This is a genomic window from Streptosporangium vulgare, from assembly GCF_042428775.1.
In the GTDB taxonomy this organism is placed as follows: domain Bacteria; phylum Actinomycetota; class Actinomycetes; order Streptosporangiales; family Streptosporangiaceae; genus Streptosporangium; species Streptosporangium vulgare.
In genome coordinates this window covers 25,622-39,776 of record NZ_JBHMBS010000014.1, presented here as the reverse complement: position 1 = coordinate 39,776, position 14,155 = coordinate 25,622, and the positions used below count along the sequence as shown (strand labels likewise).

Genomic DNA, 14,155 nt, shown 5'->3' with positions numbered 1-14,155 from the left:
TGCTGAGAGGAGAGACACGATGAAGGTGACCGCCGACCGGCGTCGTTGCATGGCCGCCGGCCACTGCGCGATCAGCGCGCCCACGGTGTTCGACCACGGAGACGACGGCCTGGTCGTCGTCCTCGACGCGGATCCGGGCGAGGACGCCCGGGAGGCCGTGGAGACGGCCGAGGACCTGTGCCCGTCCCGCGCGATCGCCGTCGCGCCCGCGAGCGCCGCGCGGGTACCGAGCGGCTGAGGGCCGGATCGGCACGGCCGGTGGGCCGGTGGGCCGGGGGAACGCGGCACCGCGTTCCCCCGGCCCACCGGCCGTTCTCACCGGTCGACGAACCGCATGCTCTGCTCGTTCCAGCGCTCCCCGTACACCTCGTCCGGGGGTACGGCCGCCTCCACGGCGGCCAGGTCGGCCCGGGTGAGGCTCAGGAAGGCGGCGTCGACGTTCTCCTCCAGGTGGGCGCGGTGTCTCGTCCCCGGAATGGGGATCACGTCCGGACCCCGGTGGTGCAGCCACGCCAGCGCCAGTTGCGCCGCCGTGACCCGCAGCTCGCCGGCGAGCTCGACGAGACGGTCGGCCAGGGCGAGGTTGCGCGGCAGGTTGTCCGGGGTGAACCGGGGCAGTCCGAAGCGCCGGAAGTCGCCCTCCTCCAGCTGCTCCGGGGAACGGATGGCGCCGCTGAGGAAGCCCCGGCCCAGCGGGGAGTACGGCACCAGCGCGATGCCCAGCTCCCGGCACGTCCCGACGACCCGGTGCTCGATGTCCCGCGACCACAGCGACCACTCGGTCTGCAGCGCGGCGATCGGGGCCACCGCGTGGGCGCGCCGGAGGGTGTCGGGGCCGGCCTCGCACAACCCGATCTCACGGATCTTCCCGGCGGCGGCCAGCTCGGCCATCGCGCCGACGGTCTCCTCGACGCCGACCTCGGTGTCGACGCGCGTGAGGTAGAACAGGTCGATGTGGTCGACACCGAGCCGCCGCAGCGAGGCCTCGCAGCTCCGCCGGACGTAGCGGGCGTCCCCCCGGACGGCGGCGCCGACGCCCGGGCCGGGGCGCACCACCCCGAACTTGGTCGCCACGATCGCCCTCTCCCGCCGGCCGGCGACGGCCCTGCCGACCAGCTCCTCGCCGGCGCCGTGGCCGTAGACGTCGGCGGTGTCCAGCAGTGTCGCCCCGAGATCGAGGGCGCGCCGGATGGTCGCGATCGACTCGGTCTCCACCGTGGCGCCGTAGAACTCCGACATGCCCAGGCAGCCGAGGCCCTGCGCGCCCACGGTCAGGGACCCGATCCTGCGCGTGGGGAGTCGTGTCAAGGTCATCTCCGCTCTCCGTCCCGTTACCGGAGGTAGACGACGATCGACGACTCGTAGGTGTCGTGGGCGTCCTTGACCAGCGGCCGGAACTGGCGGAACCCGATGGCGCCGCGCAACGGCCCCTCGACGACGACCGCGGGGAAGGTGGCGGCCTCGCCGGCGGTGAGCCGGGCGTCGTCGACCAGCCCGCCGGACCGGATGACGTTGCCGTCACGCAGCCGGATCTGCTCCCCGAAGTAGGCGATGAAATGCCCGTCGTGCTCCTGTTTGTAGAGCATGCGGCCCGCACCCTCGGTGTGGCCGAGCGGCTCGCCGTCCGAGCCGAATATCTCCAGCCTCACGGTGGCGAAGTCCTTCTCCGTGGGGGTCGTCCCGGTGGGGTCGGGATTGCTCGAACGGTATTCGACGACCTTCTCGGTGAGGTCGCGCAGGATCAGCGACCGCCCCGGCCGGCCGAGGGCGCCGACCCTTTCCGAAGTGGTCTCCGGCGGGGCCGCGAGGAACGGCAGTGCCCAGGAGTTCACCGTGTCGAGCACCGGTGAGATCCGAGCGGACAGCACGCGGAAATCCATGATCGCCTCCTGGGCGGCATCCCGAGCCGCCGTCCGGATCGCGGAGGCTCGCAGGAACCGACACTAAGAAGAACGGCTCAAGTGGTCCTAAAAGCGTGCGGCGTAGTCGTGGCCGGCCGCCTTCCGCCGTGTCGCCAGGGCGAGTTCCATCCGGGAGCTCACCCCGGTCTTCCGATAGATCCGGGTCAGGTGGACGTCGACGGTCCGCATGCTGATGGTGAGCCGGTCGGCGATCTCGCGGCGCTTCATGCCCGTGCAGATGAGCACCGCGACCTCACGCTCGCGGTCCGTGAGCCGGCCGAACATCTCCACGGGTCCGGTCTCCGGTTCGAGCTCGGCGGGAACCGGCACGCTCACCTGCCTGCCGAGCCAGTCGAGCATGGTCACCGCCCCCGACCGGTGGGCCATCTCGGCGGCGAGCCTGGCCGTGCGGGACGACCGGTCGGCATGGCCCAGTTCGCCGAGAACGCGTGCCGCCTGTCCCAGCGCGTAGCACTGCTCGATCCCCATCCCCGCCGACGCGAAGCGGTCGGCCGCGTCGTGGTAGCACTGCGCCGCCTCGTCGAGCGAGCCCCGCACGCGGCAGAGGTGCCCCCGGGTGAGGTCGGCGTAGGCGAGGTTGTGCGGCATCGGGACGGCGCGGGCGTGTTCCTGGCTTCTGCGCACCCAGCCGTCCAGGGGCATGCCGGCGTCCATCCCGGCGGCGCACAGCATCTCCCAGACGGTGTTCCGGTAGGCCACGGGGACGGTCCGCAGGTCGGCTCCCCTGCCCTCGTTGAGCAGGAGGGCGACGCAGTGCGCGGGATCGCCGTCGAGCCACGCGCACCTGGCGAGGGTCAGCGCGGCGATCGAGGCGCTCCCGTTGACGTTGGCCTGCGAGGGTGACTGCCGGGCCAGTGCCTGCTGCGCGAGGGACCTGGCCCTCCCGCTGCCCACCGGCTGCATCCAGACCTCGGCCGCGGACTTGAGCGCGACCGCCTGGGTGTGCCGGAGGGAGTTGTCCGGGCCGGACTCGATGATGGCGGCGTTGGCGGCCTCGCGTGCCTGTTCGAGCTGTCCGAGGTGGCGCTCGGACTCACTGAGCAGCACCAGCAGCGCCGGGAGCAGGAAGATCCGCTGGCGGCGGCGGGCGACGTCGACGCCCCGCCGTACCTGCCGCTGGGCGTCCACGTAGCGGCCCAGGTAGAGGTGGGCGAGGACGACCACGAACAGGCCCTCCAGGTGGCGCGCCACCAGGTGTTCCGGAGCGCGGTCCAGCATCTCGCCCGCGGCGGTCGCGTCGGCCAGTGCCCGCTCCACCTCGCCGGAGAAGGTCGCGTCCAGCGCCCGGAGTCCGAGCAGGCCGGCGGCGGTGAGGTCGTCGCGACCGGCGAGGGCCGCCTGAAGGGCCTGCTCGGTCTCGGCCCTCGCCGGTATCCGGCCGAGCATGGTCGTGCGGAAGCCCCGCGCGAACACCAGACGTGGCCAGACCGGTGAGCTTCGCAGGTCCGGCCGGGCGAGATACTCGTTGAGCAGGCCGAGTGTCTGCACGTCCTGGCTGAGCACGGCCTCGACCATCGACACGGAGGCGACCTGACCGGCCAGCGCGAGCGGGTCCACCGAGCCGCCGGACTCGTGCACCAGGAAGAGCAGGTCCCGGCTCTCGGTCATCCGCCCGATCCGCCCGAACGCCGTGCTCAGCGCCAGCCGGGCGCGCATCCCGATCTCGCTGGAGACGGGCGCCTCGGTGATCACCGGTGTGAGCCAGGAGACGCACTCGGCGACGTCCGTCTCCATGATCTCGTAGGACGCGTCCACGATCCGCGCCAGCTCGCTCGCGCGGACCCGTGACAGCGAGCTGACCAGATGGAAGCCGAGCTGCGTGCCGACCTGGCCGCGGGCCGAGAGCAGGCGCAGGGCGCGCTGGTGGGCGCGGGCGGCCCAGCAGGGGTCGATCGTCCTGCGCAGCAGCGTGCCGAAGACCTCGTCCCGGACGGAGAACAGCGCGCCGACCGGCTCGACCCGCACCAGGTCGCGCCTGACCAGTCCGCGTACGGCGGCGGAGACCACCAGCGCGTCCAGCTCGGCGACCTCGGCGAGCAGCTCGACGTCGAACCGCGAGCGCAGGATCGCCGCTGCGTTCAGCACGTAGCGCTCGTTCAGCGTGAGACCCCGGACCTCGGTGAGCACGGCGAACTCGAACGGGGCGACGGCGGTGTCACTTCCGGACCGCGCGCTGTGTTCGAGGGCCTGCAGGGCGCGGAGGCTGAACGGGTTGCCGCGGCTGCGGCGGCGGAGATCGTAGGGGGGAGGGACGGGCGTCATGGCGAGCATCTGCTCGTCGCCGAGCGGTGCCAGCTCGATGCGCGCGGTGCGGCCGAAGGCCGCGCCGAGGGAGACGGCCTCGGTCAGCGCCTCGGGCGTTTGCCGGGGACGCAGCGACACGACCACGTCCACCAGCGGCGGGTGGGCGCCCCCGGCGATCCCGGCCAGCTCGTGGATGGTCCGCTCGTCGGCGAGGTGGGCGTCCTCGATCACCACCAGCTCGCGGTCCGGCTGCCGCCGGTGCCGGAACAGGCCGGTCACCCCCGATGGCTCCCGGTGGTGCTCGGAGGACAGCCGGGCCCGCCGCAGCATCTTCCTGACGGTGTTCATCGTGCCCTCCCGGTCGCTGCGCGAGCAGCGGTAGACGGCGGCGGGCAGGACGGTCCACTGCCGATCCCGCACGAGCGCGGAGAGCAGGTGCGTCTTGCCGGCCCCGGGCTCGCCGAACACGGCGATGAGACGCCCTTCGCCTCCGGGCTCCCAGGTCAGGTGCTGCAGTCTGTCCAGCTCGGCCGTGCGGACCACGGCGACGGACGCGGCGACGGACGCGGCGTCGGAGAGGCTCTCTTCGTACGAACTCATGTCTGTGAGGACCCCAGGCGTTCGTGAAAGAAAAACGACAGATGGCCCTGATCGCGCTCCCTTGGGCGTACGGGCCGGCGCTTCCGTCGGTGACGGTCTACGAGGTTCGGGTGCCGGCCTCCGGATCCGGCGCTGACGGAAAACACTATAAGCCTACCTAGTTAGTTGGTTTTTATCACCACCCATCGACGGAGGATCGCGCGGTGCGTCCGGTGTCGTCCGCCACCGGGGGACGGGCGAGCGGCCCGGCCCGCTCAGGGCTTCCGGTCGCGCGTGGTGATCCCTTCCAGGACGAGGCGGAGAAGGCGAGGGCTGCCGTCCCTGTCCGGCAGGGACTGCTCGCGCACCCAGGCGGCGCCGCTGAGGATGTCGAACAGCTCGTCGGGGGTCAGGTCGGCGCGCACCAGGCCGGCGGCCTGCGCGGCGCGAAGCAGGTCCGCGCCGCCGTGGTGCATCGCGCTGCACATGGCGTGCGAGGGGGTCCCCTCGTCGTACATGCTCTGCGCGAGGATGCCGACCAGCCCGCGGAAGGTGCTGAAGTGCCGTACGGCCTGCTCCATCCACTCCGACAGCGCCAGCAGCGGGTCGGGGGAGGAAGCCAGTCGCTCGGCGTGGGCGACGAGGTCGGCCAGCCCGTCCCTGGTGGCGGCCTCCACCAGTGAGGCGCGGGCGGGGAAGTGCCGGTACAGCGTGCCGATCGCCACGCCGGCCTGGGCGGCGATGTTCTCCAGCGACGCCTCGGAGCCGTCGGTCTCGAACGCCTTGCGGGCCGCGGCCAGGATCGCGTCGTAGTTCCGTCGGCCGTCGGCCCGTCTGGGGCGTTGGGCGATATGGGGCGTAACGGTCGTCATCGAACCTCCCGCTTGACATACTGAGGCACCCTCAGCTTGACTCTCCTCATCCAAGCTGAGACTTCCTCAGTATAGTTCCGGCCTCTAACCTGAGGATGCCTCAGTGTGTGTCCGGGTGATCGGTCTTGGAGGTTCAATGAGTACCGACAGCGTCTCCGAGGGTGTTCCGGCCCGGGGCGCCCCCGCCCGGCCGTGGGCCCTCACGCTCACCGCGATAGTCGGCGCGGAGTTCATGCTGCAGCTCGACGGCACCATCGTGAACGTCGCGCTCCCGACCCTGCAGTCCGATCTGGGACTCTCGATCACCGGCGGATCGTGGGTGCCGAACGGTTTCCTGCTCGCCTTCGGCGGGCTCCTGCTGCTCGCGGGCCGGCTCGGCGACGTCCTCGGTCACCGCCGGGTCTTCCTCACCGGAATCGGGCTGGTCGTGGTGGCCTCGCTGCTGGCCGGCCTCGCCCCCAACCTGGAGGTCCTGCTGATCGGCCGGGTCCTGCAGGGCGCCGGCGCGGCGATCGCCGGCCCGACCGGCCTGGCGCTGCTGGCGATCGTCTTCGAAGGGGAGCGCCGGCAGCGCGCCTTCGGCCTGTACTCCACCGTCACCGGGCTGGGCGCCTCCGCCGGCATGGTCCTGGGCGGAGTGCTGACCTGGGCGGGGGACTGGCGATGGAGCCTGCTGGTCAACGTGCCCATCGGCCTGATCGTCATCGCCGTCTCCGTCAAGGTGCTGGGACTGCGCGACGAGGCCACCCGGCCGCGCCCGCTCGGCCTGCCGAGCGCCCTGCTGGGCACCGCGGCCGTCACCGCCACCGTCTACGGGCTGGTACGCGCCGCCGAGCACGGCTGGGGCGAAAGCGGGGCACTGATCTCGCTGGGCGCGGCGGTCGTGTTGGCGGCGGCGCTGCTGGTGTGGGACCGGCGCACCGAGGAGCCGCTTCTGCCGTTGGAGGTCTTCGCCGGCAGGCAACGGGCCGGAGCCCTGCTGTGCCTGCTGCTGCTCGCGGCGGTGCTCACCGGTTTCCTGATCTACCTGGTCCAGTATCTGCAGGGTGTGCTCGGGCTGGACGCGCTGCGCAGCGGGCTCGCCATCCTGCCCTTCGGCCTGGCGCTGCTCGTCGTCACCCAGCTGCTCACCAAGCACATCGCGTCCGTGAGCCTGCAGGCCCGCGCGTTGCTCGGCCTGGTCGTGGTGCTGGCGGGGGTGGGGTGGCTGACCCGCCTCGGCGCCGACAGCACCTACCTGACCGGCGTACTCCCGGCACTCGTCGTCATGGGAGTCGGCGTCGGCGTGGCCATCATCCCGTTCAACATGATCATTCTGACCACCGCCCCGCCCGAGTACGCGGGTGTCACCGCCGGCCTGCTGCAGACGGCGCTGACCATCGGAGGGTCACTGGGCCTGGCCGCCCTGCTGATCCCGTTCACCGGAGGCGGTGGCGGCATCGCGGAGAACATCTCGACGGTGTTCGCCTGGGCCTGCGCGGCGATAGCGCTGGCCCTGGCGGTGGCGCTGCTCTTCTGGTTCGGCCCCGGGGCGCGCCGGGCCGAACCGGCCCAGGGCTGAGCGGGACATGAACGCCGGCGCCGTCCTGCGAGGGGGACGGTGCCGGTGGTCTCCCGGTGGTCTCAGCCCGCGATCGCGTAGTCGGTGTCCGCTTCCAGGATCGCGAACTGCAGTTTGCGCATCGTCCTGCGCGGATCGAGGCCGAGTTCCTCCCGCAGCGCCTGCCGGGCGGACTGGAAGACCTCCAGCGCCTCGGCCCGCCGGCCGGAGCGGTACAGGGCCAGCATGAGGTGCTCGCGGAGGTTCTCGTTCAGCGGGTACTCCTCGACCCACGCCGACAGGTCGCCGATCAGCTCCCGGTGCCTTCCGAGGCGCAGCGAGCAGCGCGCGACCGTCTCCAGGCACTCCAGCCGCACCTCCTCCGCCCACCGGGCGAAGGTGCCCACGATGAGCCCGTTGTTGATCCCTGTCAGGACCGGCCCGCGGAACAGGCCGGCGGCGGCGGAGCAGACGGCCAGCGCCCGCTCCGGATCGGTCTCCGGCACGGCCCGTCCCTCGGCGTGCAGGGCCCGGAGGAGGAACACGTCGACCGACGACTTCTCGACCTCCAGCAGGTATCCCTGAGCGTGGGTCCGGAGCGTCGCGCCGTCGACCGCCGGTTGGACGAAGTTCTTGCGCAGGTGGGAGATGTAGACGTGCAGCGCGGCACGGGCACGCCGGGGAGGCTCGCTTCCCCACAGCTCGTCGATCAGCTCGTCCGTCGAGACCGGCTGGTTCGCGCGGATGAGCAGGGCGGCCAGCAGGGTCTCCACCTTGGGCGCGTTGACCGTGCGCGTTCTCTCGTCCACCAGTCGCAGTGGCCCGAGCAGTTCGTATCTCAATCTGTCTCCCGCGTGGCTTGAGCCTGGCATCAGGTGGTAGTCGATCCTTTTTGTCGGCTGACGCCATTCTTGCGAGGGATGAGCCGGTTGCCATCAGCGGAAACGCGTACGCCCCCACCGCCGGGTGCGTAGTCGCCGTAGTCACCGTCTCCGCCGATCATCGCGACGCGCACCAGCATCCTGCCCGCGGCTAAAACCGGGCTTTCCTCTCGCCCAGCCCGTACGGGGCGGGTGACGGCTCGCTCACCCCGTACGGGGCCGACGGTGTCGGCGCGAGCATCGCCACGTTCGTGAGAGCGGCCGGCGGCCCGGTCCGGGGCTCCCGCTCACGCCCCGCCCTCGTCGTCGGGATCTCCCGCGAGGGCGCGCGCGGCCGCCGCGTCGTGCGCGCTCATGCCCTCGTAGTCACTGTGCCGGCGCTGCTCGGCCTGGTCGTCGATCCACCGGCCGTGCGCCTCCCACGCGGCCTGCTTGCTCGTGCCCAGGGCCGCGCCGATCTGCGACCACGAGGCGCCCACGGCCCGCGCGGACCGTACGGCGAGCTGGCGCCCGTAGCCCGCCTTGCGCGCGACCACCTCCCCGAGCGCGAGGAGCTCCAGCGCCTCGTCGCGGGTGAGGGGCGGCACCTCGGGATCGGCGGGGTCGTTGAGGTCGTCGGGATGCTCTCCTCCGGTGGCGTCGCCCGCGGCCGGGGCCAGGGCGTCGCGCACGCGGAGCTCGTCGTAGCGGGCGGCGGCGGTCAGGAGCGTGAAGTCGCCTTCGAGGCTGTCTGGCGTGAACATGCCCCCAGCTTCTCGTCAAGCTGGCTTGACGTCAAGAGGGCTTGACGATGTGGTCGCCGGCCTGACGCGGAGAAAGCCCCCGGGGCTTTCGAGCGGCGGTGACGGAGAGGGGCCGGGGCGGTGGAATGTCGAGATCGCGGAGAAGGCTGGGAATCGCCCGACACCCCGTCGACGCCGCCCCGGCCCCTGTGCGAGGGCATGATCGCGTGCTCGGATTGCGCCCACGAAAAGAAGAGGTAAATCGAAGCCCCCGGAAAGGATAACGATCTTCACGATTGGGCAGAACGTCGGCACACGGCTTGCGTTCCGGGGAGGTGATGCATGGCCTGGTCGCAAGACGAGGAGCGTATGCTGCTGCAGATCGAGCGCCACCTCATCGACGAGGATCCACGACTCGCCGCGCGGCTGGAGTCGTTCAACGAGCGTGTCCAGCGCAAAGAGGGCGGCGGTCGCGGGCGCGGCACCAAGAAGGGGCGAGGGCGGTCCTCCAGGCGTCTCCGCCGCTCCACGGTCATCATCATGTTCAGCTGGTTGCTGATCGCGACGCTGATCATCACGCTTCTCATCATGGTCCTGCGTCACGAGGCGGTCGCGGCTCTCCCGCTGTGATCGTGTTCGCCACGTCACCCCGCACCGCCACCGTGCTCGCCGTGGTGCGGGTGACGGCGGGTGGCGCGGTGCGGGGCGCGTGGGGATCCGGAGCGGCCGGAGTGTCCCGGTTCCCGGTGCGGGTCAGTGGTCGGGGTTGAGCGCGGTGCCGATGAACATCGCGGTCAGCAGCGTGAACAGGAACGCCTGCAGGAACTGGACGAACATCTCCAGGGCCGTGATGACGATCGCCATCAGCACACCGGCCACCCCGACCGGCACGCCCAGCGCGGTGGGATTCTCGAACACGAACCAGAATCCGACCATGCTGAAGAACGCCAGGATGAGATGGCCCGCGAACATGTTGGCGGCCAGCCGCAGCATGTGCGCGAACAGCGAGTTCACGAAGGTGTAGAGCAGCTCCAGCGGGATGACCAGCACGTACGCCAGGACGGGAAGCCCGCGCGGGATCAGTCCGCGGAGATAGCCCGCGACGCCGTGCCGCGTGACGCCGAGATAGATCTTCAGGACGTAGACGCTCACGGCGATCACCGCGGGGAAGGCCAGGAACGAGGAGACGGGGATCTGGGCGAGCGGGACCACGCCCATCAGGTTCCAGATCCAGACCAGGAAGAAGACGCTGAGCAGCAGGCCCATCCACCGGTCGGCGTCCTTGCCGAGAAACGGGCGGGCCGCCTGGTCGCGGACGAACACGTAGCCCAGCTCGACCACGTTCTGCAGGCCGCGCGGCACCATCTTGGGGTTGGCGAAGGCCGCCCAGCACACGCCGCAGACCAGGGCCGCGGCCAGGACGGCCATCAGGATCGGTTTGGTCAGCCAGTACGGCGCGCCGGCCCACAGCGGGGGGAAGTCGAACAGCTCCAGGCCGGGCGCCTGGAACACGGGTGAGGCGGGGGGAGCGGGTGAGGCCGGTGAGGCCGGTGAGGCCGGTGAGGCCGCCGATGTGAGCGTCGCGGCCGATGTGAGTGATTCGAGTGATGAGGTGATCAGGATCGTCATGAGGCGGTCCCAACGGCAGGGGGATACTTTGTGAAGGATTTCACATGACCCCGCGAGCGCGACAATACCTTGCAGGTAATGATCAACTTCGAGGTGAGAGGAACGCCCCGGCACCGGCCCCGGAGGCTCCCCCGCGAGTCACCCCGCGGATCACCTCGCGAGTCACCCCGGGAGGAGCCGCCGCCCTTCCGCGGAGAGCACCGTCAGCCGAGAAGGCCGCCGGTCGGGAAGGGGGCCCCGAGGAGAAGGCCGCCGGTCGAGGGCGCTGCCGGCCGGAGCTCCGTCAGCGGAGAATGCCGTCCCGGGGAAAGCATCGGCGGTCGAAGGCGCCGTTGGTCGAAAGTGCCGCCGGTTGAAGCCGTCAGCCGAGGGCGCGCAGGAAGTCGGCGGCGACCGGGGCGGCGACCGCGCCGCCGCCCGAGCCCTCCTCGACGATCACCGCGAAGGCCACCTCGCCGCGGAAGCCCATGAACCAGGCGTGGGTCTTCAGGTCGTCCTGCCCGCCGTACTCGGCGGTCCCGGTCTTGCCGCGGGTTCCCTGGGGCAGGCCCGCGTCCTTGGCGGTGCCCTTGGTGACGACCGCGGACATCATCCGGTGCATGTTCGGCAGGACGGCCTCGGGGAGGGGCTGCGGCTGCGTCTCCTGCTTGATCGAGGGGACCAGGGTCGGCGGGCGCCAGGTGCCGTCGGCCAGCGCGGCGGCGACCGAGGCCATCATCAGCGGGCTGGCGGTGATCCGTCCCTGGCCGAACGACTCCGCGGCCAGTTCCGCGTCGCTCTCGGCCTTGGGGAAGCTGCCCTTGGCGGCCGTGACACCGATGTCGAGCGGCTTGTTGAAGCCGAACAGCTCCGCGGTGCTCAGCAGCTTGTCGGCGCTCAGCCGCTCCTTGGTCAGCGGGGCGAAGGTGGTGTTGCAGGAGTAGGCGAAGGAGTCGGACAGCGACACCGAGCCGTAGGCGGCGTGGTGGGAGTTGCGGATCGGCAGGCCGCCGACCGTGACGTCCTTGGGACAGGTGACCCGGTCGCCGGGGCTCATCCCCTCGGCCAGCAGCGCCACCGCGGTGACCGCCTTGAAGGTCGAACCGGGAGGGTAGTTGCCGTCCAGGGCCCGGTTGAAACCGCCCTGGTTGTTCACCACCGCGAGGATCTCACCGGACGAGGGCCTGATCGCGACCAGGGCGGCGGTCTTCTTCAAGTCGCGGACGGCCTCGACCGCGGCCCGCTGGACCCGCATGTCCAGGGTGGTCTCCAGGGCCTCGCCGGCCTTGCCCTCGACCTTGCCGAGCGTCTTGACCGTCTTCTTGTCCGGTCCGACGAGCTCGATCTCGGTGTCCGGGGTGCCGGCCAGGCGCTCCTGGAAGGTGTGCTGCAACCCGCTCGTGCCGACCGTGTCACCCGCCTTGTAGGGGACGCCCAGTTTCGCGGCGCCCTTCGCGTCGGTCTTCTCCAGAAGGCCGACGAGCTGCAGTACCGAGCCGCCCACTTCGGCGCCGTCGGCGCCGTCGATGCGGTCGCCGTCCGCCGAGGTGATCGCGGCCCGTTCGGGCCACTTCGTCTTCAGCGCGAAGGCGGTGGTCGCGGTGAGGTCGGGGTGGACGGCCCTGGGCGACCACTTGACCCGCCAGTGCCGGTCGACGACCGCGAGGTCGACGTCGCCGGAGTAACTCCACTCGCCGACGTCCTTGAGCTTCAGCGTCGCGGTGTAGGAGGCCCGCCCCGTGCCGTCCCCGGTCTCGCGCACCCCGTCGAGCCGTACCGTGGTGCTCTCCACCGCGAGGGCCTTGCGCATGTTGTCGTACGTCGTGGCGAACGCCGGGGCCGGCGTTCCCAGCTCGGCGCGCATGCCCGCCAGGTCGCCGCTCTGCCAGGCGCCGACGAACCGCTCCGCGGTCTCCTGGGGTGTTCCCCGGGTGTGCAGGTACCACCAGGCGCCGCCTCCGGCGGCCCCCGCCACCAGGACGACGGCTGCCGATGTGATCGCGATCGTCTTGCCCCGTGCCACTCGAACCCCCCAGTTCTCTCTTCCCCAGGGCCGCAGCCTAGCGTGACTAACGCGACATATGCCGACAAATGATCATTTGGTCTGAGTGCGACTGGGCGCGTAGCTCGCCGCGTACTCCTGGCCGGACAGCTCCTGGATCGCGAACATGATCTCGTCGGTCACGCTGCGCCGGTCACGCGCGCTCGTCTCCGAGCCGGTGAAGGTCATCGGCTTGCCGATGCGCACGCTCACCCGGCCGAGCCTGGGCCTCGTGGCGCCGATCGGCAGCACCTCGCCGGTGCCCTCCATCGCCACCGGGATCACCGGCGCGCCGGTGGCCAGGGCCAGCCAGGCGACGCCGACCTTGCCCCGGTAGAGGCGCCCGTCGGGGGAGCGGGTGCCCTCCGGGTAGATGCCGAACAGTTCACCCTTCCTGAGCACCTCCGCCGCCGCGTCGAGCATGTCCTGGGCCGAGGTGGGGCTCTGCCGGTCGATGCTGATCTGGCCGGTGGCGCGCATCCACATCGCGGTGACGGGGTTGCCGGTGAAGTATTCGGCCTTGGCGACGAAGCGCACCTGGCGCTTGAGCACCAGCGGCAGGAAGGTCGAGTCGAGGATCGACAGGTGGTTGGAGGCCATGATGGCCGGACCCGTGACGGGAACGTGCTCGTGCCCGGTGACCGAGGTCGGCCAGAGCAGGTGCAGGATCGGGCCGCCGACGACCTTGGTCAGGCGATAGAGCACGGGCTCTCCTCATGAGACGGGTTACCCAACACTAGGTGGTGGCCCGACGGCCGATGGTTGTACGCACCCGCACAAGGAGAGCCCTCAGGTTTGTAGCCCTCCTCCATCGCCACCGCTCTTTTCCGGGGCGAGTCCGGTGAAAACCACCACCGGATCACGGAGGAAAAGAAACGCCCCACGGGCCTGAGGGGCTCGCGGGGCGTGACGTTTGGTGCCGATGTGGCGGTCGCCTCCTCGGCGAGAGGCACAACACGGCTCCAGCCGAACGGTATTCCGTGAAGGCGGTAATTTGCGGCCCGGGGGACACAAACCACATCGGCACGATCACTCTAACGGACGTCTGCCGCTGGTTATTCCGATTTGAGGTCACCGGCGTGTCCGATGGGGCCGTGTGACCAGGAGATCCCCAGGTCACGGCCCTCGGAGATTCTCTCGGAGAACCGTCCGGCCGACGTCACGGCCACCGGCCCGGCGGGGCCGCCGGGCCCGGCAGGCGAGGGGTGGGGCCGGTCACGGCGCGCGAGGCCGGGCAGGGGTACGGGCACGGGGCCGGACCCGGCGCCGCGAGGCCGGGCAGGGGAGTACGGGCATGAGACCGGATGCGACGCCGCGAGGCCATGCGATGGGCGCGGGGGTGAAGCTGGATCCGGCGCCGCGAGGGCGAGGGCGGGCAGGAGGCCCGGCACGCCCGCGAGGAGCCGAGGGGCGTCCGTCCCGTCGGTCCGGACGGGCCGGGAGGCGGCCCGGGATGCCCGTGACCTCCCGGGTGGTCGCGGTCGTCCGGGTTCCGGCGTTCGATTAAAACGTGTTACTCGATCCAGGGGAGACCTTCTCCGAGGATGGCGCCCGGCTCGGTCCCGCCTCACCTGCGAGATGGCGTAACGCATTGGAAACGAGGCTTTCATCCCCCATTGACAAGGGAGGCGGCCGGGATTAGCGTCCGCTCATTCTACTAAAACGTTTTTAGGGGATGGAAGGGGTGGCACGGTGACCGTACCGGACGAGGGAGAGGCGCCGCTCCGGCCGCCCTCCGGCGAGCCC

General features: G+C 71.0%; 12 protein-coding genes. 3 read left to right on the top strand and 9 right to left on the bottom strand.

From position 1 onward, the window contains the following. Positions 1 to 19 precede the first annotated feature (19 nt). On the top strand, positions 20 to 238 hold the full coding sequence (locus ACFFRH_RS26905; protein ID WP_344749003.1) for a ferredoxin: 219 nt from the start codon (positions 20 to 22) through the stop codon (positions 236 to 238). A 77-nt stretch (positions 239 to 315) separates the two neighbouring features. Here ACFFRH_RS26905 and ACFFRH_RS26900 read toward each other — a convergent pair whose 3' ends face one another. The 4 genes from ACFFRH_RS26900 to ACFFRH_RS26885 all read right to left on the bottom strand — a co-directional run bounded on the left by ACFFRH_RS26900 (position 316) and on the right by ACFFRH_RS26885 (position 5,617). Beyond that, positions 316 to 1,314, bottom strand: coding sequence for an aldo/keto reductase (locus tag ACFFRH_RS26900; RefSeq protein ID WP_344749004.1), 999 nt, complete (start codon positions 1,312 to 1,314; stop codon positions 316 to 318). Between the two features lie 17 nt (positions 1,315 to 1,331). Further along, on the bottom strand, positions 1,332 to 1,880 hold the full coding sequence (locus tag ACFFRH_RS26895) for an allene oxide cyclase barrel-like domain-containing protein (protein WP_344749005.1): 549 nt from the start codon (positions 1,878 to 1,880) through the stop codon (positions 1,332 to 1,334). Positions 1,881 to 1,967: 87 nt separating this feature from the next. Beyond that, positions 1,968 to 4,766, bottom strand: coding sequence for a helix-turn-helix transcriptional regulator (locus ACFFRH_RS26890; RefSeq protein WP_344749006.1), 2,799 nt, complete (start codon positions 4,764 to 4,766; stop codon positions 1,968 to 1,970). Between the two features lie 254 nt (positions 4,767 to 5,020). Then, on the bottom strand, positions 5,021 to 5,617 hold the full coding sequence (locus tag ACFFRH_RS26885; protein ID WP_344749007.1) for a TetR/AcrR family transcriptional regulator: 597 nt from the start codon (positions 5,615 to 5,617) through the stop codon (positions 5,021 to 5,023). Between the two features lie 136 nt (positions 5,618 to 5,753). On the opposite strand from ACFFRH_RS26885, the gene ACFFRH_RS26880 reads away from it, so the two are divergent. Then, a complete protein-coding gene (locus ACFFRH_RS26880) occupies positions 5,754 to 7,178 on the top strand; it encodes a DHA2 family efflux MFS transporter permease subunit (RefSeq protein ID WP_386160421.1) in 1,425 nt (474 codons plus the stop codon). A gap of 62 nt (positions 7,179 to 7,240) precedes the next feature. On the opposite strand, the gene ACFFRH_RS26875 is transcribed toward ACFFRH_RS26880, so the two are convergent. Together ACFFRH_RS26875 and ACFFRH_RS26870 are read right to left on the bottom strand one after the other, a co-directional pair. Next, positions 7,241 to 7,999 carry an AfsR/SARP family transcriptional regulator gene (locus tag ACFFRH_RS26875; protein ID WP_344749008.1) on the bottom strand — a complete coding sequence of 253 codons (759 nt, stop codon included), beginning with the start codon at positions 7,997 to 7,999 and terminating at the stop codon, positions 7,241 to 7,243. A gap of 326 nt (positions 8,000 to 8,325) precedes the next feature. Continuing rightward, positions 8,326 to 8,781 carry a hypothetical protein gene (locus ACFFRH_RS26870; protein WP_344749009.1) on the bottom strand — a complete coding sequence of 152 codons (456 nt, stop codon included), beginning with the start codon at positions 8,779 to 8,781 and terminating at the stop codon, positions 8,326 to 8,328. Positions 8,782 to 9,102: 321 nt separating this feature from the next. Between ACFFRH_RS26870 and ACFFRH_RS26865 the strand changes: the two genes are divergently transcribed. Continuing rightward, positions 9,103 to 9,390: a DUF3040 domain-containing protein gene (locus tag ACFFRH_RS26865; RefSeq protein ID WP_344749010.1), complete on the top strand. Its 288-nt coding sequence runs from the start codon at positions 9,103 to 9,105 to the stop codon at positions 9,388 to 9,390. A gap of 123 nt (positions 9,391 to 9,513) precedes the next feature. Here the strand turns inward: ACFFRH_RS26865 and ACFFRH_RS26860 are convergent, their stop codons facing one another. The 3 genes from ACFFRH_RS26860 to ACFFRH_RS26850 all read right to left on the bottom strand — a co-directional run bounded on the left by ACFFRH_RS26860 (position 9,514) and on the right by ACFFRH_RS26850 (position 13,114). Next, positions 9,514 to 10,389: a F0F1 ATP synthase subunit A gene (locus ACFFRH_RS26860; protein ID WP_386160418.1), complete on the bottom strand. Its 876-nt coding sequence runs from the start codon at positions 10,387 to 10,389 to the stop codon at positions 9,514 to 9,516. Positions 10,390 to 10,750: 361 nt separating this feature from the next. Further along, complete coding sequence (locus tag ACFFRH_RS26855; protein WP_344749012.1) at positions 10,751 to 12,391, bottom strand: penicillin-binding transpeptidase domain-containing protein; 1,641 nt, start codon at positions 12,389 to 12,391, stop codon at positions 10,751 to 10,753. Between the two features lie 72 nt (positions 12,392 to 12,463). After that, positions 12,464 to 13,114 carry a lysophospholipid acyltransferase family protein gene (locus ACFFRH_RS26850; RefSeq protein ID WP_344749013.1) on the bottom strand — a complete coding sequence of 217 codons (651 nt, stop codon included), beginning with the start codon at positions 13,112 to 13,114 and terminating at the stop codon, positions 12,464 to 12,466. Positions 13,115 to 14,155 lie beyond the last annotated feature (1,041 nt).

Excerpts from the sequence above, each read along its gene's own strand:
- ACFFRH_RS26905 (WP_344749003.1), top strand. The coding sequence starts at position 20 with ATGAAGGTGACCGCCGACCGGCGTCGTTGCATGGCCGCCGGCCACTGC.
- ACFFRH_RS26900 (WP_344749004.1), bottom strand. The coding sequence starts at position 1,314 with ATGACCTTGACACGACTCCCCACGCGCAGGATCGGGTCCCTGACCGTG.
- ACFFRH_RS26895 (WP_344749005.1), bottom strand. The coding sequence starts at position 1,880 with ATGGATTTCCGCGTGCTGTCCGCTCGGATCTCACCGGTGCTCGACACG.
- ACFFRH_RS26890 (WP_344749006.1), bottom strand. The coding sequence starts at position 4,766 with ATGAGTTCGTACGAAGAGAGCCTCTCCGACGCCGCGTCCGTCGCCGCG.
- ACFFRH_RS26885 (WP_344749007.1), bottom strand. The coding sequence starts at position 5,617 with ATGACGACCGTTACGCCCCATATCGCCCAACGCCCCAGACGGGCCGAC.
- ACFFRH_RS26880 (WP_386160421.1), top strand. The coding sequence starts at position 5,754 with ATGAGTACCGACAGCGTCTCCGAGGGTGTTCCGGCCCGGGGCGCCCCC.
- ACFFRH_RS26870 (WP_344749009.1), bottom strand. The coding sequence starts at position 8,781 with ATGTTCACGCCAGACAGCCTCGAAGGCGACTTCACGCTCCTGACCGCC.
- ACFFRH_RS26865 (WP_344749010.1), top strand. The coding sequence starts at position 9,103 with ATGGCCTGGTCGCAAGACGAGGAGCGTATGCTGCTGCAGATCGAGCGC.
- ACFFRH_RS26860 (WP_386160418.1), bottom strand. The coding sequence starts at position 10,389 with ATGACGATCCTGATCACCTCATCACTCGAATCACTCACATCGGCCGCG.